Source organism: Sphingobium sp. IP1 (assembly GCF_002708645.1).
GTDB lineage: Bacteria > Pseudomonadota > Alphaproteobacteria > Sphingomonadales > Sphingomonadaceae > Sphingobium > Sphingobium yanoikuyae.
Window position 1 is genome coordinate 1 of sequence record NZ_NOIW01000050.1, and the last position, 22,523, is coordinate 22,523.

The 22,523-nt window shown below is 63.8% G+C and carries 19 protein-coding genes and 1 pseudogene; 9 read left to right on the forward strand and 11 right to left on the reverse strand.

What is annotated here, in order from left to right:
• Positions 1-127 precede the first annotated feature (127 nt).
• Positions 128-355 (reverse strand): annotated as a pseudogene (locus CG471_RS17020) (transposase); the annotation flags it as partial.
• A gap of 65 nt (positions 356-420) precedes the next feature.
• Here CG471_RS17020 and CG471_RS17025 point away from each other — a divergent pair.
• The 4 genes from CG471_RS17025 to CG471_RS17040 all read left to right on the forward strand — a co-directional run bounded on the left by CG471_RS17025 (position 421) and on the right by CG471_RS17040 (position 3,842).
• Positions 421-1,161 (forward strand): S8 family serine peptidase, encoded by a 741-nt coding sequence (locus CG471_RS17025; RefSeq protein WP_257211585.1) that lies wholly within the window; start codon positions 421-423, stop codon positions 1,159-1,161.
• Positions 1,162-1,175: 14 nt separating this feature from the next.
• The gene (locus tag CG471_RS17030) at positions 1,176-2,507 is read left to right on the forward strand and encodes a hypothetical protein (RefSeq protein WP_099232615.1); all 1,332 of its coding nucleotides are present in this window, start codon (positions 1,176-1,178) and stop codon (positions 2,505-2,507) included.
• 170 nt (positions 2,508-2,677) lie between these two features.
• The gene (locus tag CG471_RS17035) at positions 2,678-3,616 is read left to right on the forward strand and encodes a right-handed parallel beta-helix repeat-containing protein (protein WP_099232640.1); all 939 of its coding nucleotides are present in this window, start codon (positions 2,678-2,680) and stop codon (positions 3,614-3,616) included.
• Positions 3,617-3,647: 31 nt separating this feature from the next.
• Positions 3,648-3,842: a hypothetical protein gene (locus tag CG471_RS17040; protein WP_004210651.1), complete on the forward strand. Its 195-nt coding sequence runs from the start codon at positions 3,648-3,650 to the stop codon at positions 3,840-3,842.
• 113 nt (positions 3,843-3,955) lie between these two features.
• Here CG471_RS17040 and ahpF read toward each other — a convergent pair whose 3' ends face one another.
• From ahpF to betI, 3 genes are all read right to left on the reverse strand, one after another.
• Positions 3,956-5,536 carry an alkyl hydroperoxide reductase subunit F gene (ahpF, locus tag CG471_RS17045; RefSeq protein ID WP_004210653.1) on the reverse strand — a complete coding sequence of 527 codons (1,581 nt, stop codon included), beginning with the start codon at positions 5,534-5,536 and terminating at the stop codon, positions 3,956-3,958.
• 187 nt (positions 5,537-5,723) lie between these two features.
• Positions 5,724-6,287 (reverse strand): alkyl hydroperoxide reductase subunit C, encoded by a 564-nt coding sequence (gene ahpC / locus CG471_RS17050; RefSeq protein ID WP_004210655.1) that lies wholly within the window; start codon positions 6,285-6,287, stop codon positions 5,724-5,726.
• 134 nt (positions 6,288-6,421) lie between these two features.
• Positions 6,422-7,024, reverse strand: a complete 603-nt coding sequence (betI, locus tag CG471_RS17055) for a transcriptional regulator BetI (protein ID WP_037511538.1) — start codon at positions 7,022-7,024, stop codon at positions 6,422-6,424.
• 170 nt (positions 7,025-7,194) lie between these two features.
• On the opposite strand from betI, the gene CG471_RS17060 reads away from it, so the two are divergent.
• Positions 7,195-7,677 (forward strand): hypothetical protein, encoded by a 483-nt coding sequence (locus tag CG471_RS17060; protein ID WP_099232616.1) that lies wholly within the window; start codon positions 7,195-7,197, stop codon positions 7,675-7,677.
• A 604-nt stretch (positions 7,678-8,281) separates the two neighbouring features.
• Here the strand turns inward: CG471_RS17060 and CG471_RS17065 are convergent.
• Positions 8,282-8,632, reverse strand: coding sequence for a low molecular weight protein tyrosine phosphatase family protein (locus CG471_RS17065; protein WP_099232617.1), 351 nt, complete (start codon positions 8,630-8,632; stop codon positions 8,282-8,284).
• Entirely contained in the window at positions 8,629-10,956 is a 2,328-nt protein-coding gene (locus tag CG471_RS17070; protein WP_099232618.1) for a GH92 family glycosyl hydrolase, read from the reverse strand. Before CG471_RS17070 ends, CG471_RS17065 begins: the two co-directional genes overlap by 4 nt.
• Positions 10,957-11,071: 115 nt before the next feature.
• On the opposite strand from CG471_RS17070, the gene CG471_RS17075 reads away from it, so the two are divergent.
• Together CG471_RS17075 and CG471_RS17080 are read left to right on the forward strand one after the other, a co-directional pair.
• A complete protein-coding gene (locus CG471_RS17075) occupies positions 11,072-11,773 on the forward strand; it encodes a glutamine amidotransferase (protein ID WP_099232619.1) in 702 nt (233 codons plus the stop codon).
• A 131-nt stretch (positions 11,774-11,904) separates the two neighbouring features.
• Complete coding sequence (locus CG471_RS17080) at positions 11,905-13,263, forward strand: glycoside hydrolase family 27 protein (RefSeq protein ID WP_099232620.1); 1,359 nt, start codon at positions 11,905-11,907, stop codon at positions 13,261-13,263.
• A 39-nt stretch (positions 13,264-13,302) separates the two neighbouring features.
• Here CG471_RS17080 and CG471_RS17085 read toward each other — a convergent pair whose 3' ends face one another.
• Together CG471_RS17085 and CG471_RS17090 are read right to left on the reverse strand one after the other, a co-directional pair.
• Positions 13,303-14,970, reverse strand: a complete 1,668-nt coding sequence (locus tag CG471_RS17085; RefSeq protein WP_099232621.1) for a M28 family metallopeptidase — start codon at positions 14,968-14,970, stop codon at positions 13,303-13,305.
• Positions 14,971-15,012: 42 nt separating this feature from the next.
• Positions 15,013-15,669 carry a glutathione S-transferase gene (locus CG471_RS17090; RefSeq protein ID WP_004207782.1) on the reverse strand — a complete coding sequence of 219 codons (657 nt, stop codon included), beginning with the start codon at positions 15,667-15,669 and terminating at the stop codon, positions 15,013-15,015.
• 184 nt (positions 15,670-15,853) lie between these two features.
• On the opposite strand from CG471_RS17090, the gene CG471_RS17095 reads away from it, so the two are divergent.
• Entirely contained in the window at positions 15,854-17,077 is a 1,224-nt protein-coding gene (locus tag CG471_RS17095) for a polyhydroxyalkanoate depolymerase (RefSeq protein WP_099232622.1), read from the forward strand.
• 158 nt (positions 17,078-17,235) lie between these two features.
• Here CG471_RS17095 and CG471_RS17100 read toward each other — a convergent pair whose 3' ends face one another.
• Entirely contained in the window at positions 17,236-18,291 is a 1,056-nt protein-coding gene (locus CG471_RS17100; protein ID WP_099232623.1) for a hypothetical protein, read from the reverse strand.
• 138 nt (positions 18,292-18,429) lie between these two features.
• Between CG471_RS17100 and CG471_RS17105 the strand changes: the two genes are divergently transcribed.
• Entirely contained in the window at positions 18,430-19,359 is a 930-nt protein-coding gene (locus tag CG471_RS17105) for a nitronate monooxygenase family protein (protein WP_048938879.1), read from the forward strand.
• A gap of 166 nt (positions 19,360-19,525) precedes the next feature.
• Here the strand turns inward: CG471_RS17105 and CG471_RS17110 are convergent, their stop codons facing one another.
• Both CG471_RS17110 and CG471_RS17115 read right to left on the reverse strand, forming a co-directional pair.
• On the reverse strand, positions 19,526-20,410 hold the full coding sequence (locus tag CG471_RS17110) for an alpha/beta fold hydrolase (RefSeq protein ID WP_099232624.1): 885 nt from the start codon (positions 20,408-20,410) through the stop codon (positions 19,526-19,528).
• Between the two features lie 120 nt (positions 20,411-20,530).
• Complete coding sequence (locus CG471_RS17115) at positions 20,531-22,492, reverse strand: PAS domain-containing sensor histidine kinase (protein ID WP_099232625.1); 1,962 nt, start codon at positions 22,490-22,492, stop codon at positions 20,531-20,533.
• Between the last annotated feature and the right edge of the window lie 31 nt (positions 22,493-22,523).

Below are 22,523 nucleotides of genomic sequence, written 5' to 3' on the forward strand. Positions count from 1 at the left end.
CTCGATAATCGCCCATTCCCGATCTGTCAGTTCGTACCGCCGCCGTGCCATCAAGCCCTCCAACTCTGGAGGCCTCTGAATCACGCCAATCGCCAATCCTCAAGGCTTTTTATGAGTTTACGGCCTAGATACCGCGCTCCTCGGTCACCCGGGCCGGTTCGCGCTTCAACTGGCGGATCTCGGCATCCTTGCTGGCATCGCCAGACACCACCTTCGCCAGTTGCCGCTTCCATGCGTACAGCGAATGCTGACTGACGCCGAGCCGCTCGGAAACCTCCGCTACCGGATACCCGCGCTCGGTGATCTGGGCCACCGCATCACGCTTGAACTCATCGCTGAAATTGGGCTGCCCCATCGTCGTCTCCTGTCCTCAAAATTGGGATAGAAGGCGTCCAGAAATCTAGGGGCTACTCAAAGATCCTGAGCCTCAAGGTTCTGGACGATGACGGTGAAGGCAAGGCCAGCAACATTATCGCTGCGCTGGAATATATCCAGGAATTGAACAGCCATGGGCGACGTCTGCTGGTGCATGGCGTCAACCTCAGCGTTGGCTATGGTTTCGAACCGGCATGGTTCGCCTGCGGCCAAAGCCCGGTCTGTGTCGAGGTCAATCGCACGGTGGCGTCCGGGGTCGTCGTCGTCGCGGCGGCCGGCAACACCGGCTATGGCTATAACCAGCCGATGAGCGCCGGGCCACGTGCTGCCGGGCTGGATATCACGATCAACGATCCGGGCAATGCCGAGGACGCGATCACGGTCGGCTCGACCCACAGAGATATGCCGCATGTCTATGGCATCTCCTATTTCTCGTCCAAGGGACCGACGGGTGACGGGCGGCTGAAGCCGGATCTGGTCGCGCCGGGAGAGCGTATTTTGTCCTGTTCCAGCGGCGACAAGCCAGGAGCGCCTCCGTTCGAGGAACAGGCGGGCGACGGCTCGACGGTGGTTCTGTCCCAATATGTTGAAGACAGCGGCACGAGCATGGCGGCGCCACATGTATCGGGTGTGATCGCGGCTTTCCTGTCCGCCCGGCGCGAGTTTATCGGGCAGCCGTTGAAGGTGAAGTCGATATTCATGAAGACGGCGACGGATCTTGGGCGTGAGCGCTATTTCCAAGGATCGGGGCTGGTTGACCTCATGCGTGCCATTCAATCGGTATAAACGGGAGAAAGATAGTGGAGACGATAGCCGGTTTTCCGTTCTTCAAGCTCGATTTCACCAAGGAGGGCGCCGTCGATGCATCAGATCATTCGGCCGCGGCTGCAGCGCTCGCCGATCCGGGGATCAGCGAACTGCTGATATTGTCGCATGGCTGGAACAACGACATCGCTGAAGCGCGCGCGCTCTATGAGGAATTGCTCGGCAATCTGCGCTCGACGATCGACAGGGAGGCGGAGCAGGCGCGCAGCATTGCAGTCGTCGGCGTCTACTGGCCCTCGAAGCGGTTTACCGACGATGCCCTACGACCGAGCGCCGATCCTGGAGGTGGCAGCGCCAGCATCACGGGCGCGGGGAATGTGCGATTGCTGGCGGACAAGCTGGACCGGCTCGGTGAATTGTTGGGTGACATCGATCCTGCCATTCTCGATCGCGCCAAGGCTGCATTGCCTGATCTTGAAGACCGGGCGAAAGCACGCACGGATTTCGTCGAGGCGCTTCAGGCCATGCTCCCACAGCCAAGTGATACCGAAGATGATAACTCCGCGCGCTTGTTCACCCCGCACAAGGGCGACGATATTCTGAACGCGCTTTCGGATCCGGTCGAACTTGCCGATGATCGAGACAGTGGCGGCGGGGTGACTGCGCTGTTGGACGAGGGCCGAGCCATGGATGCGGATGGTAGTGCATCCAGCCTTGCCGGTTTCTGGAACGGGGCCAAGGGCGGGGCATGGCGCCTGCTCAACTATTCGACCTATTATGTAATGAAGGAGCGCGCCGGAGCTATCGGCGCGGGTCTTAACAAGGTACTGGCCGGGATCAGGGCAGGGCGGCCAGACCTGCATATTCACCTGGCCGGGCACAGTTTCGGCGCGCGCGTGGTGACCGCTGCCGTGGCTGGTGGGATACCATTTCGTCCGCAATCTCTGGCCCTGCTCCAGGGGGCCTTCTCCCATAATGGCTTTGCCTCGAACATTGAAGGGAAGGCGGGCTTTTTTCGGTCAGTCATTGTCGAAAACAGGGTGTTGGGACCGATCACCGTGACCCACACCCGCAACGACAAGGCTGTTGGTATCGCCTATGCTATTGCGTCCCGTTTTTCAGGCGACAAGCGGGCGGCCGTCGGCGGTCCCGCTGACAAGTTTGGAGGCATTGGCCGCAACGGCGCCATGCTAATGCAGCAAGAAGCAACTGCGTCGAAGCTGGAGCAGGGGAGCTTCGTTTATCCGCCTTGGGCGCCCACGCGCATTACCAATTTGCTGGCTGACGAATTCATTGCCGATCATGGTGACGTGACCGGGCCGGAGGTAGCCAATGCGCTGTTCGCGGCGATGCGATTGCCTGGCTGATCCTCAACATTTCTCTGGCTTAGCTGAATGGAATTGATGGACGAATTTGCGGTTTATGGCGGTGTAGCTGCCTCTCCGCCTGGAAATGCTTCTGCCCCAAAGTGGGGCAGGTGCGTTCAGTTGTACTATGGGGCTTGGCTATGATGCGGTCGGCGCCTAGCCTTGATGGCATGCGCATCCTCTCGACCCTGCTGCTGGTGTCCGCAGCCATCACCGCGTCGGCCTTTGCCCAGAGCGCGCCGGCTCCGTTCACGCTTGCCGAAAATGGTCGGGGCTTTGCCTCGCTCGCCGATGCGATCGGCGCGATCGGCGATGGTAAGGGCACGGTCATCGTCGCGCCGGGTACCTATCGCCAATGCGCGGTGCAGAATGGTGGCGAGGTGACGATCAAGGCCGCGACGCCGGGCAGTGCGATTTTCGACGGCACGATCTGCGAGGAAAAGGCGGCTTTGGTGCTGCGCGGCCGCGCCACCATGGTCGATGGCCTGATCTTCCAGAATCTGCGCGTTCCCGATGGCAATGGATCGGGCATCCGTCTCGAAAAAGGCAATCTTTCCGTCAGTAACAGCCTGTTCCGCGACAGCGAGGAAGGCATTCTGACCGGCGAGGATCGCGGTGCCACGGTCCAGATCGACAAATCGACTTTCCGCCATCTGGGCCGGTGCGACCGCGATCTCGACTGTGCCCATGGCATTTATATCGGCCGGGTCGCGCGCCTCAGCGTCACCCGTTCGCGCTTCGACCAGGGCGATGGCGGCCATTATCTCAAGAGCCGCGCCGCGCAGGTCGATATCCGCGACAACAGCTTTGACGACAGCAGTGGCCATCTCACCAATTACATGATCGACCTCAGCAACGGCGCGAGTGGCCAGATCGTCGGCAACGACATGGTACAGGGCAAGGACAAGGATAATTGGTCGGCCTTCATCACTGTCGCGCCCGAGGGCCGCGAGCAGGACAGCAGCGCCCTGGTGATCGAAGGGAACAAGGCCGGCTTCGTGCCGGGCCTGGCGCGCGGCTCGACCTTCGTCGCCAATTTTACCGACGATGCCGTCCGGATCGGCCAGAACCAGCTTGCCCCCAGCATGAAGGTCAAGGACCGGCGCTGACTTTGCCGTGCCGATCTGATAGGGAAGAGCGATGCGCACCACCTATGACAGCGCGACCGTCCGCCTCTATCATCTGGGCGACGACGGCGCGGCGATGACGATCCTGTATGGCCCCCTAAGCGAAGCGCTGCGCGTCGCCGAACAACAGCCGCAGGAAGTGCAGGATGGCCTGTTCCTCGCCACCGACAATGATGTCGTCGCCTATCTCGACCTGATCGAAAGCTGAGCCGCCGCGTATTTCGACGAGAATATAGGAAAAAGGCCGGTCCGTCAGGGTAACGGGCCGGCCTTCGCTGGCCTGAAAACCAGAAGGGGGGAACTGGTTCAGGCGGGCATTTTTCAGGCTGCCTCGGCTGCCTCCTCGGCAGTGGGCAGGCGGATCAGATAGTCGAAGGCCGACAGGGCCGCGGTTGACCCAGCACCCATGGCGATGACGATCTGCTTGTAGGGCACGGTGGTGCAGTCGCCGGCAGCGAAGATGCCGGGCTGGCTGGTTTCGCCGCGCGCGTCGATCTCGATCTCGCCACGGGGCGAGAGGGCGATCGTGTCCTTGAGCCATTCGGTGTTGGGCACCAGGCCGATCTGGACGAAAATGCCTTCCAGCTCGACATCATGCTCGGTGCCGCTGTTGCGGTCCTTGTAGCTGAGGCCGGTCACCCGCTCGCCATTGCCGTTGACCTTGGTCGTCAGAGCCGAGGTGATGATCTTGACGTTGGGCAGGCTGGCGAGCTTGCGCTGCAGCACTGCGTCGGCACGGAGCTGGCTGTCAAACTCGATCAGGGTGACATGGGCGACGATGCCGGCCAGGTCGATCGCGGCTTCGACGCCGCTATTGCCGCCGCCGATCACCGCCACGCGCTTGCCCTTGAACAGGGGGCCATCGCAGTGCGGGCAGTAAGCCACGCCCTTGTTGCGATATTCGTCTTCGCCCGGCACGCCCATCTGGCGCCAGCGGGCGCCGGTCGACAGGATGATGGTGCGGCCCTTCAGCGAGGCGCCATTTTCCAGCACAACCTCATGATAGCCGCCTTCGGTCTTGGCCGGGATCAGCTTCGCCGCCTTCTGCAGGTTCATGATCTCGACGTCATAATCCTTGACATGCGCCTCCAGCGCCGAGGCGAGCTTGGGCCCTTCGGTGCGGCTGACCGAGATGAAATTCTCGATATCCATGGTGTCAAGCACCTGGCCGCCGAAGCGTTCCGCCGCCACACCTGTACGAATGCCCTTGCGCGCCGAATAGATGGCCGCCGCCGCGCCGGCAGGGCCACCGCCGACCACCAGCACCTCGAACGGGTCCTGCTTGCGGATCTTCTCGGCCGCCTTCGCTTCGGCACCGCTGTCGATCTTGGCGACGATCTGCTCCAGCTCCATCCGGCCCTGGCCGAAGGGTTCGCCGTTCAGGAAAATGGTCGGCACGGCCATGACCTTGCGGGCGTCGACCTCGTCCTTGAACAGGCCGCCGTCGATCGCGACATGGCTGATCCGGGGGTTGAGCACGCTCATCAGGTTCAGCGCCTGCACCACGTCGGGGCAGTTCTGGCACGACAGCGAGAAATAGGTTTCGAACGCATAGTCGCCATCGAGATCCTTCACCTGCTGGATCAGATCCTGCGCGGCCTTGGAGGGATGACCGCCGACCTGCAGCAAGGCGAGCACAAGCGAAGTGAATTCATGGCCCATCGGCAAGCCGGCGAAGGTGACGCCGATATCGGTACCGACGCGGCGGATCATGAAGCTGGGCTTGCGCTTGTCCGAACCGGTGGCAAGGCTGACCTTGTCCGAAAGCTCGGCGATTTCGGTCAGCAATTCGTTCATTTCGCGCGACTTGGCGCCGTCATCCAGCGAAGCCACCAGCTCGATCGGCTGGGTGATGTTCGCCAGATAGGCCTTCAACTGCCCCTTGAGATTTGCGTCCAACATGTCTGTCTGGCTCCGTGGAAAAAATGGCGGGCCGTCCCGATCGGGAGGACGCGACGGCCCGTCCGGGGAATTGGTGCGACCCAAAAGCCCCGTTGAAACTAAGATAAGTCTGTAGAAATTTTTTTGAAGGTCCGCCGGGCTCCCTCATCGGAGGCGAGCCCGGCGGCCTGTCAGCACCTGATGGTGCTTAGATCTTGCCGACGAGGTCGAGCGAGGGGGCGAGGGTTTCCGCGCCTTCTTCCCACTTGGCGGGGCAGACTTCGCCCGGATGGCTGGTCCAGTACTGCAGCGCCTTGATCTTGCGCAGCAGTTCGGCCGCGTTGCGACCCACGCCCTCGGGGGTGATTTCGACCAGCTGGATCACGCCTTCCGGATCGAGCACGAAGGTGCCGCGATCGGCCAGGCCGACGCCTTCGCGCAGCACGCCGAACTGGTTCGAGATGTCGTGGTTCTGGTCACCCAGCATGTAATAGTTGATCTTGCCGATGGCCGGCGAGGTGTCGTGCCAGGCCTTGTGGCAGAAGTGGGTGTCGGTCGACACCGAATAGACTTCCACGCCCATGCCCTGCAGGGTGGGGTAGATGTCGGCCAGGTCTTCCAGCTCGGTCGGGCAGACGAAGGTGAAGTCGGCCGGGTAGAAGAAGAAGACGGCCCACTTGCCCTTGACGTCGGCATCGGTGACGTCGACGAACTTGCCTTCCTTGAAAGCGGTTGCCTTGAAAGGCTGCAGGGGGGTGTTGATGAGAGCCATGGGCTATCCAGTTCCTTGATTAGGGTTGCTGTTGCGAAGCCTGTGTAGGGAAGCGGATGATTCGGGGGAAATTGGTTTTCTCGGACATGTTGATAGATAAAAGCGATCACACGCTATCCGATTAATCGAACGGCTCATTGATCCCGCAGGGCGTGACCCATGGCCCGTTCGACCAGCTGCTGTGCCTCCGCCGCGCTGAAACTGGTGGGGTCGAGGCAATATTCCAGCCACAGCCCGTCGACCAGCGCGGTGAGGCCGATGGCCTTGAGCCGTACCTGCGCGGGCGAGAAGGCCGGCGCGGCGGCGGCGACCAGCCCCTCCAACTGCGCGCGGGACGCGGCATAGATGTCGGCATGGGCGGCCGCGACATCGGCGTTGGACTTGATCAGACTCCAGAAGGCGATCCAGGTGGCGAGCAGGTCGGCGTCGAGCACGGGCTCGCGGAAATTGGCCTGGAGAAAGGCGCGCAGCCGGTCCAGCGGATCATCGCCCGCGCCTGCGATCGCTGCATCCATGGCCTGGGATACGCGCTGGCCGACATCGCGATAGGTCGCCAGGATCAGCGCATCGACACCCTCGAAATAATGGGTCAGCAGCCCGGACGATACGCCCGCGGCGGCGCAGATGGCGCGGACAGAGGTGCCTGCCACGCCCTTTTCCGCCAGACATTTTGCCGTTGCGTCGATCAGTGCCTGCCGCCGGACATCGGCGGACTCCCGTACGAATTTCGCTCTCACTTGCCCCCCGGCATGGGACGACCCGGCGCCCCGAACATGCTATTTTGTTGCCGCTCATTGTGCGGAAATGACGGGCGCTGGCAAGCGCCGTTCGACCCGATTGCGGATCGATCCGGCCGGTTCGCCCGTTTGCTCCGCATATTGTCGTCATGACAGCAAGGAGACCATGGATGATCCGACAGCCCGCCACCACGTCCGCCCTTCGCCTGATCCTGCCCGGTCTGGGCGCGGTATTGCTGCTGGGTGGCTGCGCCAAGGGCGTGGACAACGAAACGGTGGCGAACAATGCGAGCGTGCCGGCCCATGCCGAAGCGATCGAGGATACAGACTCTGTCGCGGCCCCGGACAATGCCGGCGCGGCGCTGCCCACCGACGAATGGGTCGGGCGCTGGACCGGGCCGGAAGGGCTGTTCCTCGACATCCAGCCCGCGCCCGATGGGAAACCGGGCCATTATGCGCTGGCCAACAAGGATAATCTCGACCGGGAGGTGACTTATAGCGGCCTGGCCGATGGCGCGACGATCCGCTTCGTGCGCGATGGCCGCGATCTCGCCATCCGGCCGGGCACCGGGGCGGAGACGGGCTTCAAATATCTCGCCGACAAGCAGGACTGCCTGATCGTGAAGCCGGGCGAGGAAGGCTATTGCCGATAGAGCGGGATCGGCAAAGGTCATGCCGACGTGACAGCGCCGAAGTTCACAGTGTCGTGCGGCATTCAGGGCCGTTTGCACCGGATATGCGCCTGCCGCGCGCCCATGGCGCAACGGTCGCGCGACAATTGGGTCAGGACAGCCTCGAACCGACGCGCCGGTCGGGTCATGCCGACGCGACAGGGAGGCGACATATGGGTCACGGGCTGTGGCGGGCTGCGGTCGGGGCGAGGGAAGGGGGCGGTGCTGGTGCATCGCCCAGGGTAGATCAGAGATTGGTCGAGTAGGACAGGGCTTCGCTGCGGTTTCATGACGATGTCGGGTTTTGACGGCTGTCGACGAGAAGCGGACATTCCTCCCCGGCACGGGGAGGTGGCAGCGCGAAGCGCTGACGGAGGGGCTGGAGCCTCTTAGCGCTGCGCTATTGGGCCTGTGCCCCTCCACCACTCGCTACGCGAGCGGTCCCCCTCCCCGTGCCGGGGAGGAATGTCTTGTTTCCACCCCAATGCGTCACCCGAGTGAAGGATGTGCAGGCTGGCGCTGGCGCACTTCACCCGCAGTCGGCTAGCTCTTCTCCATATCTTCGCCGCTCGGCTTGGCAGGGTGATCAGGTGGTCGGGGCGCGTGGCAGGAAGCGGGCCATTCTTGCCTGCAGCAGAGTGATCAGGTCCGGGTCCATGAAGGCGTAGTCGTCGGGGATGTCGAGGCAGACGATCCTTGTGCCGCCCAGCGCGCTGCGGAAGCGCTGCTGGATCTTGCTGCGGTGGGTCTTTTCCATCACGAAGATGGTGTCGGCCCAGCGCAGCATTTCATTGTCCAATGGCGTTTCCGCATCATGGTTGGTGCCCGCCGACAGGGTTTCGATGCCGGGATGGTCAGCGAAAATCTGTTCGGCGGTGGGGCTGCGCAGCTTGTTCTGGCTGCAGACGAAGAGATAATGCCGGTCTCGCGCCTTCACTTACCATAGCCGGTCATGGAGAAGGGGCGGGCCTTTATGCCGGTCGCCCATGTCTTGTTGGGGCTGGCCTGCATGGTGAAGCGCAGTTCGCCGCCAGCGCGGATTTCCGCGTCGGTGATATAGCCGCGATCGAGCGACTTGCCGTTCAGCGTCACCTGGCCGACATACCGGTTGGCGTCGGTCAGGCCGTCGGCAATCACGGTGAAGCGGTGGCCGCTGGGCAAGGTCATCTCGGCGCGGTCAACGAAGGGGCGGCCGATCACATATTCGTTGCTGCCCGGCGCCACGGGGTAGAAACCCAAGGCGGTGAAGACCAGCCAGGCGGACATCTGGCCCAGATCGTCATTGCCGGCGAGGCCCTCGGGCGTGGGCTTATACTGGCTGTCGACAATCTGCTTCAGCCGCTCCTGCGTGCGCCAGGGCTGGCCCGCATAGCTGTAGAGATAGGCGACATGGTGGCTGGGTTCGTTGCCATGGATATATTGGCCGATCAGGCCGGAAATATCCTCGGCATGGCTATAGTCGATCTTGCTATTGTCATAGTCGAACATGGCATCGAGCTTGGCGATGGTCTTCGCGTCGCCGCCCAGCAGGCGGAACAGGCCGCCCTGATCGTGCGGCATGAACCAGCTATATTGCCAGGCATTCCCCTCCGTATAGTCGCTGCCATAGTTGATCGCGGTCGGATCGAAGGGGGTGCGGAAGCTGCCGTCGGCCTTGCGTGCGCGCAGGAAGCCGGTCTTCGCGTCGAAGCTGTTGCGCCAGTATTGGGCGCGCTTCTCGAAGCGCTGGGCCGTGACCGTGTCGCCCAACTGGCGGGCGAGGCGGGCGATGGTCCAGTCGTCATAGGCATATTCGACCGTCTTGGACGCGGCTTCGGGCTCGCGGTCGATGGGGACATAGCCGAGCTTCATATAATCGCCGAGGCCGCCATAGGGGGCATAGTCGGCGCTGGCGACCATCGCCTTGAGCGCGATGGTGCAGTCGATCCCCTTGATCCCTTTCAGGCAGGCGTCGGCGATGACCGGGACGGCATGATAGCCGATCATCGTCCAGGTTTCCTTGCCGCCGAACTGCCAGACGGGGAGGATGCCGAACGGGCTGGTCTTTTGCCCCACGACCAGCGAGTTCACGAAATCGGCGTTCTTCGCTTCGGGCTGGATCAGCGTCAGCAGCGGATGTTCGGCGCGGAACGTGTCCCACAGCGAGAAGGTGGAATGCATGGTGAAGCCGGTTCCGGCATGGACCTGGTCATCGGGTCCGCGCCAGCGGCCATCGGCGTCGCTCCAGACGCTGGGCGCCATCAGACTGTGATAGAGGGCGGTATAGACATTGGTGCGCATCGGCTTGGGCGCATCGATCTTCACCGCGCCCAGCGCATCGTTCCAGGCGGTGCGGGTGCTGGCCCGGATCGCGTCGAAATCGCCCGGCTCGCTGGCGAGGTTGGCGATGGCGCCATCCTCATCCACGCCCGACAGCGCGACCTTCGCCTCCAGCGGCTTCGCCAGCGTGCCGAAGTTGAGCTGTGCCACCAGCGCGCGGCCGGATAGCGAGTCCAGCGTCTCGGGGCCGCGACCGGGGCCTTTGAAGCCCTTGTAGATTATGTCCTTTTCGGTGCTGACGAAGCGGTGGCCGGTCAGCGGCGCGGAAAAGCGGATGGCGAAGAAGATGCGGCGCGGCGTGGCCCAGCCGCGCACCTCGCGCGATCCGGTAATCGTGCCGTCGGGGCGGATGCGGATGGAGGACCAGAGGATCTTGCCGGGATAGTCATAGATGATCGAGCGCAGGTCGAGTAGCAGATGCGCCGCCTTGCCGGTGGGGAAGGTATAGCGGTGGACGCCGACGCGGGTGCCGGCCGTCATTTCCGCACGCACGCCCGGATCGGTCAGGGTGACGGCATAATAGCCGGCCGAGGCGACTTCATCAGCCTTGTGCGAGCGGAAGCCGGGCGTCTTCTCGTCGCCGGCCTCCAGCGGAACGCTGTCGCCGCTGACGGGCATCACCAGGAAATCGCCAAGGTCGCTATGGCCCGCGCCGGAGAAATGGGTGTGGGAGAAGCCGAGGATCACCGGGTCTTCATGGCGATAGCCCGCCGCCCAATTATAGGTCTGGCGCGCCGGGCCGACATGGGTGTCGGGCGAGAGCTGGACCATGCCGAAGGGGGCGACGGCGCCGGGGAAGGTATGGCCTTCGCCCGAGGTGCCGATGAAGGGATCGACCGCATCGACCGGCGCGGAAGGGGCTTCGCTGGTCTGGGCGGAAAGGGCGGTGCCGGCGAGCAAAGTGGCCAGCAGGACGGGGCGAGCGATGCGGGTCAGGATCATGGGCCGAGGTTAAATCAGGGCTGGGCGGCCGGGCCAAGCCGATAGCGGCAATTTTCTGTCCCCAAGAAAGGCTGGGCTGGCGTCGGCGGGTTTGGCTGGCTAGCTATCGGAGGTAATGAAAAGAGCGTTGATCGTCCGACATGTGCCGCGCGAGGGTGCGGCAGGCTATCTCCAGCCGATCGAGGCGGCCGGCTATCAGATCGAACGGATCGATGTGGCCAGCCCCGATTTCGCCGATATCGACCTGACCGAACCCGATCTGCTCATCATGATGGGCGGGCCGATGGGCGTCTATGAACAGGATGTGCATCCCTGGATCCCGGTGCAGATCGGCAAGCTTTCCGCGCGGCTGGCGGCGGACCGGCCGACGCTGGGCGTATGTCTGGGCAGCCAGATGATCGCGGCGGCGCTGGGCGCGCGGGTCTATCCGGGCGGGCATATGGAACTGGGCTTTGCGCCGGTCAGCGTCAACGCGGCGGGGGCGGGATCACCGCTGCGCCATATCGACGGCGTGCCGGTGCTGCACTGGCATAGCGACACGTTCGACCTGCCCGATCAGGTCGAATTGCTGGGGTCGACCGATCGCTATGCGCATCAGGCGTTCCGGCGCGGGCCCAATCTGCTGGCGCTGCAATTCCACGCCGAAATGGGCGAGGATTCGCGCTTCGACGACTGGTTGACCCATTTCTGGGCCGATCTGGATGTGGCGGGGCAATGCGGCATCGCGCTGCGGAAGGATCATGACGATCATGGGCCGGGCGCGGTGGCAGCGGGCCGGGCGATGATCGGCGAGTGGCTGGCGGGGATCAGGGTTTGATGAACCCACGTCCGTTCGCTTCGAGCGTGTCGAGAAGCGGCAAGCGCTAGGTCTGCGTTTCTCGACATGCTCGAAACGAACGGATGTTGATTTCGGCTCTGACTTCCTATTAACTCCGACAAATGATGAGGATGACATGGAAGGCCAGCCGCCGCGATATGCTCGCAGGTGGCGTGGCGGGGCTTGCGGCTGCTGGCGCAGTGCGGGCGGGGGCAGCTCCGGCGGAAGCGGGGAAAGCGGTGCTGGCGCCGCGTCCGCCGATGGGATGGAATAGCTGGAACAGCTTTGCCACCACCATCACCGAGGCGCAGGCGCGCGAGATCGCCGGGATCATGGCGGAAAAGCTGCTGCCCTTTGGCTATGACATCTTCACCGTGGACATTCAGTGGTATGAGCCCGAGGCGTCGAGCTATACCTATAATGCCAAGCCCAGGCCGGCGATGGACGGCTATGGCCGGATGATCCCGGCACCCAATCGCTTTCCGTCCAGCGTGGGCGGCAAGGGCTTCACCCAGCTTGCCAGGGATGTGCATGCGCTGGGCATGAAATTCGGCATCCATGTGATGCGCGGCATCCCGCGTGCGGCGGTGGAGCAGAATCTGCCGATATTGGGGACGAAATATCGTGCGGCGGACATCGCCGACAGGAAGAGCATCTGTAGCTGGAACCCGGACATGTATGGCGTCGACATGACGCGGCCGGGCGCGCAGGCCTATTATGACAGCATCTTCCGCCTCTATGCCGACTGGGGCGTCGATTTCGTCAAGATGGACGATATGAGCCGGCCCTATGACGCCCATGCGGCGGAGATCGAGGCGGCGCACAAGGCCATCGTCGCCATCGGGCGCCCGATCATCCTGAGCCTCTCGCCCGGCGAGACGCCGGTGATGCGCGGCGATCATGTCCGCAAATATGCGCAGATGTGGCGCATCTCCGATGATTTCTGGGACGACTGGGCGATGCTGGAGGCGCAGTTTACCCGGCTGGAAAACTGGACGCCCTATCGTGGGCCGGGTTCATGGCCGGATGCGGACATGCTGCCGCTGGGGCGGCTGGCGCTGGGCGAGCGGGATACGCGCTTCACCCCGGACGAGCAGCGGACGCTGATGACCCTGTGGGCGATCGCGCGGTCGCCGCTGATCATGGGCGGTGATCTGCGGCATCTGGATGCGGCGACGCTGGCGCTGCTGACCAACAAGGAGGTGATCGCGGTCAATCAGGCGAGTTACGACAATCAGCCCCATTATATCGAGGATGGCGGCCGCATCTGGTCGGCGAAGGCGGAAGGGAGCGCGGACCGTTATGTCGCCTTGTTCAACGTCAGCGACAAGCCGCGCGAGGTCTGGATCAGGCTGCGTGATCTGGGGCTGAACGCTCCGGTGGCGGTGCGCGACCTGTGGGCCGGGCAGGCGCTGGGGCAGCAGGCGGACCGGATATCGGTGACGCTGCCGCCGCATGGGGCGGGACTGTATCGGTTGAGCGCTGCATAAATATCTCCCCTCCCTTGAAAGGGAGGGGAGGATGTTGCGTTACTTCCGGACCGCCGCGCTCTTGTCGCGGATGGCCTTGAATTCGGAGCCGGCCTTCCATTCGGGCCAACGGGCCGAGAAGGCGAGGTCGCGGCCGATGTCGTACATCAGGTCCACGTCCTGCGCGGCGCCGTCCAGCTTCCATGTATCGTCGACCGCGTCGCAGGCCTGGTGATAGCATTTGCCGGTATAGGCATCGATCCAGGCCTGGCCGGCGGCGCGGCCGCCATCGACCATGTCGGATGCGCCGGCGAGGCCCATCATCAGCAGCACGGGCACGCCGCGCTTGGCCATGGAGAAATGATCGGCGCGGTAGAAGAGGCCGCGTTCGGGCAGGCTTTCCTGGGTGATGACGCGACCCTGCTTGGCCGCGAACTTGGCGAGATCGTCCTCCAGCACATTCTGGCCCTTGCCGATCAGGATCACGTCCTTGGCCTTGCCGGCGGTCTGGAGCACGTCGATGGTGAGGTTGGCGACCGTCTTGTCGAGCGGGTAGACCGGGTTCTGGGCATAAAATTCCGACCCCAGCAGGCCGCGTTCCTCCGCCGTCCAGGCGGCGAAGACGATCGAACGGTCAGGGGCGGGGCCGGCTTTGAAGGTTCGGGCTATCTCGAACAGGCCGGCCATGCCGAGCGCATCATCATTGGCGCCGGCACGATAGATGCGGCCCTGCGCGTCGGGCGCACCCTTGCCATAGGCGTCCCAATGGGCGCCATACATGACCGTCTCATCCGGGCGCTTGGCGCCGGGGATGCGGGCGATGACATTGGCGCTCTTCACCACTTCCTGGGTGACCGGGAAGGCGGCGGAGAAGCTGGCCCCCTTGAGTTCGACCGGCTTGAATTTCGCCGAGCGGGCCTGCTTGCGCAGCGCGGCCAGATCCTGACCGGCGCCGGCGAACAGGGCCTTGGCGGCCTCACCCTCGACCCAGCCCTGCACCTGCAGGCTGATGAGCTTGTCGGCCGGGCGGACGAGGTCGTAATTCTCGCCGCCGGGGCTGACGATCACGTTCCAGCCATAGCCGGCGCCCGGCGTGTCATGGACGATCAGCGCGCCGATCGCGCCGTGGCGGGCGGCTTCCTCGAACTTGTAGGTCCAGCGGCCATAATAGGTCATGGTCTTGCCGCCGAACTTGCCGAACGGGTCTTCGCCCTTGGCGGCTTCAAAGTCCGGATCGTTGATCAGGAAGACGGCGATCTTGCCTTTCAGGTCCACGCCCTTGAAATCGTCCCAGCCGCGTTCCGGGGCGGAGACGCCATAGCCGACAAAGACCATCGGTGCATTGGCGACGGCAACCTTGTCCTTGGGCTGAAGGGTCGAGAGGTAAACCTGCTTGCCGAAGGTCCAGGGGGTAGCGGCGCCATTTTGCGCGACCGACAGGCTTTCCGACTGGCCAAGGCGGGTATGGAGCAGCGGCACGGTCTGCACCCACTGGCCGTCCGGACCGCCCGGCTCCAATCCCAACTGCTCGAAGCGGGCGACGAGATAGCCGATCGTCCGCTCTTCCCCCACGGTGCCGGGCGCGCGCCCCTCGAACAGGTCGGACGCCATGGTGCGGACCGACTGTTCCAGCTTGGCTGGATCGGTTTTCGCCGGGTCGGTCTGGGCATTGGCGGGGAAGGACAGGGTGGCAAGGCCAAGGGCCAGGAGGGGGAGGGCGTGTTTCATCCCCGTGCCTTAACCCCCGCACAGGGCGGGGGGAAGGGGCGTTCAGAACTCGATATCCAGTTCCTCGATATCATCGGGTTCGGCGCGGGCGGCGTCGATCCATTCGCGCATCAGCGGCCAGCCGTTGATGGTGTCGCAATAGGCCGCCGACCTGGGCGAGAGTGGCACGGCATAGGTGAGGAAGCGCTGAGCGACCGGCGCGAACATGGCATCGGCCACGGTCGGCTTTTCGCCGAACAGCCAGGGGCCGCCATAGGCGTCCAGGCATTCGGTCCAGATCGTCTCGATCCGCTCGATATCGGGCTTGGCGCCCGAGAAGATCGGGAAGCGGTCATGGCGGACCTTGAGGTTCATCGGCAGGGCAGAGCGGAGATTGGCGAAGCCCGAATGAATCTCGCCCGAGACCGACCGGCAATGGGCACGGATGATCCGTTCGGCCGGATACATGCCGACCTGGGGATAAAGTTCGTGCAGATATTCCGCGATTGCGAGCGTGTCCCAGACGCTCGCCCCTTCATGGGTGAGGCGCGGCACCAGCACCGATGGCGACAAGAGCAACAGTTCGGCGCGATTTTCCGGATCATCGATGGCGATGATCCTTTCCTCCACCTTCAGCCCGGCGAGCCGGCACAAGAGCCAGCCGCGCAGCGACCAGGAGGAATAATTCTTGCTGGATAGAGTGAGTTCCGCGACGGCCATCCATGCTCTCCCGATACACGGTTCCCGGCCCCCAAACGCAAAATCGCAGGGGCGGTTCCCTGGCAGATATGCCGAATGTTATTTTCCATCATTCATGATGCAGTGCAACATGAAAAGCATGTATAGCGTTTAAGGGAAGAGCCGAGTCGTCTCCCCCCAGGTTGAACAAGGTTGTTTTGGTAATATGCGAATGCTTTACGACGGTTACCAGGCCATGGAAGACATGCTGGCCCCGGCCCGCTTCGGGGCGCAGATGGCGCTGGCGATGCGCGACCATATGGGTCCGGTCGCCGACTGGCCGATGCCGCGCCGCATGTTCGCGCTGGTGGACGTGTTCCAGGGCGCGCGTATGACCCACAAGCGCCCCGCCTATGGCATTGACCGCGTCCAGACCGGCAATGCCGAGGTCGAGGTGCGCGAGGAGATCGTGCTCGACCTGCCGTTCGGCGACCTGCTGCATTTCGTGAAGGACGATGTCGAGACCGCCCAGCCCAAGGTGCTGGTGGTGGCGCCGATGTCGGGGCATTTCGCAACCCTGCTGCGCAGCACCGTGGCGACGCTGTTGCAGGACCATGACGTCTATATCACCGACTGGAAGAATGCCCGCGACGTGCCGATGGAAGCCGGGCGCTTCGGTTTCGACGAATATGTCGATTATGTCATCCAGTTCCTGCAGGATATCGGCCCCGGCGCCCATCTGGTGTCGGTGTGCCAGCCCTGCGTGCCGGCGCTGGCCGCGGTGGCGCTGATGTCCGAGGATGAGGATGCGGCGACACCCAGGTCGATGACCCTGATGGGCGGGCCGATCGATCCGCGCGCGGCGCCGACGGTGGTCAACGAACTGGCGAACGAGAAGCCGATCGAATGGTTCGAGGAGAATCTGATCTCCACCGTGCCGTTCCGCTATGCCGGGCGTGGGCGCGAGGTCTATCCCGGCTTCCTGCAACTGTCCGCCTTCATGTCGATGAACATGGAACGGCACGGGTCGCAGCATCGCGAACTGTATCAGCTGCTGGCCGACGGCAAGACGATCGAGGCCGACAAGATCAAGACCTTCTACCAGGAATATTTCGCGGTCCTCGACATGACCAAGGAATTTTACCTGGAAACGGTCGACATGGTGTTCCAGCGCATGCTGCTGGCCAAGGGGGAATTGACGGTCCATGGCCGGGCGGTGAACCCCGGCGCGATCCGCAAGACCGCACTGCTGACGGTCGAGGGCGAAAAGGACGATGTCTGCGCGGTCGGCCAGACGTCGGCTGCGCACGGCCTTTGCACCGGCCTGCGGCCGCATCTGAAGCGCCATCATCTGCAGCCGGGCGTGGGCCATTATGGCGTCTTTTCCGGCAGCAAATGGGAAAAGCAGGTCTATCCCCAGGTGCGCAACATGATCCTGGCGATGAACTGATCCTCCCTGCTTGCGGGGAGGGGGCCGCGCCCGGAGTGGGTAGCCCTCATGACTATCAAGCCGAATTGGCAAACCGAATTGGGAAAGGGCGCGCCAGCTGGCACGCCCCCTCCACCACCGCCGTTGGCGGTGGTCCCCCTCCCCGTGTCGGGGAGGAATCAGGCGGCTGCGCGATTGAGATAGGGCAGGCGGCTGGCGAGCGCCGGGGGCAGGCCGGTGACGATCGCGGCACGGGCGCGGTGCCAGAAGGCCGAGAGCAGCAGCAGCGTGCCGCCGATCACCAGCGCGGTGAGCGCGGCGGACAGTTCGACCGCGCCGACCTTCTGGAACAGGCTGTAGAGCGCATAGAGGACATAGGCGAGGCTGGAGACCAGCAGGGCGCGACGGTCGATCGCCAGCGCCACCAGGCCGAAGGCGAGATAGAGCAGGATCACCAGGAAGGCCTGTCCTGCATCGACCAGCCCATGGGTGATGCCTAGCAACTGGAACAGCGAATGGGCGATCATAGGTGCGGCGGTCAGGTGCAGCCAGAAGGCGACGTCTGAACGGCGGCTGGTGCGGCCCGGATCGCTCATATCCCAGCGCATGGCGAGGGTGAAGATGGCAAGGCCCGCGACCAGCAGCAGGATGAAGGGCAGGGTGTGGCTGAACGGGATCAGCCACATGGCCAGGCCGCCAACGATCGCGGCCGCGCCGGCAGCACCGGCGGCGACGGTGATCGGTACCATGAAGCGGCGCCAGTGGAACCAGGCGGCGATCGCGGCGCTGAGGCCGGCGAGCGAGGCGACCAGACCCGCGCCGTCATTCTGCGCGTCGGGGATCATCGGTCCGATCAGCAGCGCTGCGGTGAAGGCGATGCCGCCGACAAAGGCGAGCAGCAGCAGGATCGAAGGCAGCGCCATGCGCAGGCGGCGCGTGAAATATTCAGCGAGGCCCCAGGCGGTGCCGGCGACGAACAGGCCGGAGACGAAGGAGGGCTGGTGCGGCGTGGTGATGCCAAGGCGGACCTCGTTGCCGAGTCCCGCGACCGCGACCAGCAGGATTACCGAGGCGATGGCGACGAAAATATCGTTGAAGCCGGTCAGCAGGCGAAAATGTTCCTCATCCACCGAACTGGCGCGCAGCCGGGCGACATGGTCGCGCAGCGCCTGGGCGCTGGCGGGCGTCAGCGCGCCGGCCGCTACGGCATCTTGCAGATCGCTCTCGCTATACATTCTGGGGCACTCCTTGTCGGGCCTGGATCGAGATCATAGCACCACTGTATTGCTTGAGCAATACGGTTGATTTTGGCCTTTTTCCGGGCGCGGAGCGATGATAGCGCGGTTCGAACAGATAAAGGAGAGACCCCGATCATGACCCTGCCGGCTTCGCTTCAAGGCCGTTTGTCCCTGCCGCTGATCGGGTCGCCGATGTTCATCATCTCGCAGCCGGAACTGGTGATTGCCCAATGCCGTGCCGGCATCGTCGGCGCCTTTCCGTCGCTCAATGCGCGTCCGTCCGGCACGTTCGAGGCCTGGTTGCAGCAACTGGGTGCGGAACTGACCGATCAGGATGCGCCCTTTGCCGTCAACCTGATCGTCCACCGCACCAATGCGCGGCTGGAAGAGGATCTGGCGCTGTGCGTCAAATATAAGGTGCCGATCGTCATTACCTCGCTGGGCGCGCAGGAGAAGGTGAATGAGGCGATCCACAGCTATGGCGGCATCGTGCTGCACGACGTCATCAACAATGTCTTTGCCAGGAAGGCGATTGAGAAGGGCGCTGATGGCCTGATCGCGGTGGCGGCGGGGGCGGGCGGTCATGCCGGCACGCTGTCGCCCTTTGCCCTGGTCCAGGAAATCCGCGAATGGTTCGACGGGCCGCTGGCGCTGTCGGGCGCGATCGCGACTGGCCGGTCGATCGCGGCGGCGCGGATGATGGGCGCGGACCTTGGCTATATGGGGTCGCCCTTCATCGCCACGACCGAGGCGAATGCGCTCGACGCCTACAAGGACATGATCGTCGACAGCGCGTCGGCCGACATCGTCTATTCCGACGTCTTCACCGGCGTGCTGGGCAATTATCTGCGCCCCAGCATCGTCGCGTCGGGGCTGGACCCGGACAAGCTGCCCAAGGCGGCCGACATGGATTTCGCGAGCCTGGCCGGCGACAAGAAGGCGTGGCGCGACGTGTGGGGCGCAGGCCAGGGTATCGGCGCGATCAAGGCTGTGCAGCCGGCGGGCGCCTTCATCGCTCAGTTGAAGGCGGAATATCAGGCGGCGGTTTCGGGCTTCATTGCCTGAGCGTTTGCCTGGAAAAAGCGCTTATGGCGCATCCGCACCAGCCCGCGCCCCCACCCGACCACCCATCAGGGTACCATGTCTGGGCGGTCGGGTGGGGGCGCGGGCTGGTGCCGCATCGAAAATGCGCTCTTCCGTGCATTTTCCAGGCAGGCCCTGAGGAGGCGCCTCATTCCGCCAGGAAGACGCGCAGTTCCTTGATGAACATCTCGAACTGGTCGTGATGCAGCCAGTGGCCGGCATGGGGAAATTCCACCAGCCGAGCCTGCTGGAAATGGGCGATGCGGCCATCCTTGACGGGGTTTGATGCCCAGCTGTCGAGGCCAAGGCACAGCAGCGTCGGGCAGGTGATGCGGCGCCAGAAGTCGGGCAGATTTTCGTCGGTGCCGGCCTGGGGCGCGGCGCCGTGCAGATAGGGATCGAACTTCCAGCTATAGCTGCCATCCTCGTTGCGGTTCACGCCGTGGAGGGTGAGGTGCAGCGCCTGTTCGACCGACAGATGATCGTTGCGTTCGCGCATGCGGGCGACCGCTGCCTCGATCGTTGCATAATGGCGTGGTGAGCGGCGGGCATTGGTGCGGCGGGTGTCGATCCAGCCCTTCCATGTCTCTTCGGTACTGCGTTTGGCCTGTTCGGCGATGCGGTCGGGCGACAGGCCCAGCCCCTCGATCGCGACCACGCGTGCGACGCTGTCGGGATAGAGGCCGGTATAACGCAGGCTGATCGATCCGCCGAGCGAATGGCCGACGATGGTGACCGGCCGGCGATCGAGCAATTCGACCAGCTGGGCCAGGTCATAGACATAATTGGCCATCATGTAGGAGCCGTCCGACGACCAGCCGCTGTCGCCATGGCCGCGCAGGTCGGGGCAGATGACATGATAGTCGCGGGCGAGCGAACGCGCGGTCCAGTCCCAGCTGCGTGCATGGTCGAAACCGCCATGGACCAGGATCAGCGGCGGCGCCGACGGATTGCCCCAGTCGAGATAGTGAAGCCGCGTCCGCAGGGATGTGAAGAAATGCGATGTCGGCGTCGGCTGTGTGGCTTTGTTCATGCGATCCTGTGGAGTTGCTGGCGGTCAGGATGCAATTGCCATCGGCCATGCGCATGACGATGGCAAGACATAAGGCCAAGAAAATATGTGAAATTCTGTCACATATTGTCGGGTAAAACTTCAGGGGTGGCTATCCGTGCCGATGGGAACCAGTCGGCGGAGAGCGCTGTCGTGGCGGATGCGGTGGACCATCATCGCCAGTTCCGCCTGGCGGAAGGGTTTGTCGAGGCGCAGGCGACGGCTGGCATCGGCGGGCAGTTCGGCATAGCCGGTGATGATCAGCACGGGCAGGTCGGGATAGGTCTGCTCGATCGCGTCGGCCAGTTGCGCGCCGGTCATGCCGGGCATGGCATGATCGGTGACGACCAGGTCGATGCGCCCCTGCTCCAGCATGTGCAGCGCTTCCCGACCCGATCCGGCCTGGAACACGGTATGGCCCATCGTTTCCAGCATGCCGGCGGTATTGGTCAGCACCAGATCGTCATCATCGACCGCCAGGATGACCAGCGGTTCGGTTTCCAGCTCGTCCGGTTCGCACGGAATGGCCGTCCGCTCGTTGCTGGCGTCGGTCAGGGCGACGGGTAGCCAGATGGACACGCTGGTCCCCTTGCCGGGCTGGCTGGCGATCGTCATCGCGCCACCGCATTGCTGGGTGAAGCCGTGGATCATCGACAGGCCAAGGCCGGTTCCCTTGCCCACCCCCTTGGTGGTGAAGAAGGGTTCGCGGGCGCGGGCCAGCGTCGCCTCGTCCATGCCTTCGCCTTCATCCGTCACGGTCAGGCGGATGAAGCTGCCGGCGGCGAGATCGGGCTGGTCGCCCAGCGCCAGGATGATTTCGCTGCCCTCGATCAACAGGCGGCCCCCGTCGGGCATGGCGTCGCGCGCATTGACCGCCAGGTTGATCAGCGCCAGTTCCAGTTGGGCCGGGTCGGCATGGGCCGGGCGCAGCGACAGCGGGAAGCGCGTCTCGATCGCGACGCTGCTGCCGATCGTGGTCTTGAGCAGATCGGCCATGCCATGGACCAAGCCGATGCAATCGACCCGTTCCAGCTTGAGTTCCTGCTTGCGGGCAAAGGCGAGCATCCGCTGGGTCAGGGTGGCGCCGCGATCGGCGGCGGTCATGGCATTGTCGAGATAGCGGCTGATATCGGCGCCGGCCGCAAGACGCTGTCGCGCGAGATCGAGGCTGCCGACGATCACGGCCAGAAGATTGTTGAAATCATGGGCGACGCCGCCGGTCAGCTTGCCGATGGCGTCCATCTTCTGGCTCTGGAAGATCGCCTCCCGCGCCTGTTCCAGCGCCTGGGCCGCCTGGCGCCGTTCGGTAAGGTCGCGGGTGATCTTGGCAAAGCCCAGCAGTTCGCCGGCCGGATCGCGGATCGGATCGATCACGACGCTGGCCCAGAAACGGGTGCCATCCTTGCGGATGCGCCAGCCCTCCGCCTCGAACCGGCCTTCGCGCTGGGCGGTATCGAGCGCACGGGAGGGGAGGCCGGCCATGCGGTCTTCCTCCGAATAGAAGCGGGCGAAATTCTTGCCCATAATCTCTTCGGCGCTATAGCCCTTGAATCGTTCGGCACCGCTGTTCCAGCTGGTGATCGTGCCGACCGGATCAATCATGTAGATTGCATAGTCGGTGACGCTCTGCACCAGCAGGCGGAAGCGTTCCTCGCTGCGGCGCAATTCCTCCTGCGCGGCGCGGCGTTCGGTCAGGTCGCGGGTAACCTTGGCAAAGCCGAGCAGATGGCCGGCGGGATCGCGGATCGGATCGATCACCACATTGGCCCAGAAACGGGTGCCATCCTTGCGCAGACGCCAGCCTTCCGCCTCGAACCGCCCTTCGACCTCGGCGGTGCGCAGGACGGCGGCGGGCACATGGACGGCGCGGTCCTCCTCCGTATAGAAAGCGGAGAAGTGCTGGCCGATAATTTCGTCGGCGCTGTAACCCTTGATGCGCTGCGCCCCGCTATTCCAGCTGACGACGAAGCCCGCCGGATCGAGCATGAAGATCGCATAGTCGGTGACGCTCTGGACCAGCAATTCGAACCGGTTGACCGGCTGTCCTGTCTCTGTCGTCCCCATTTCCGCCCCTGACATTTTCGATCCTGTATCT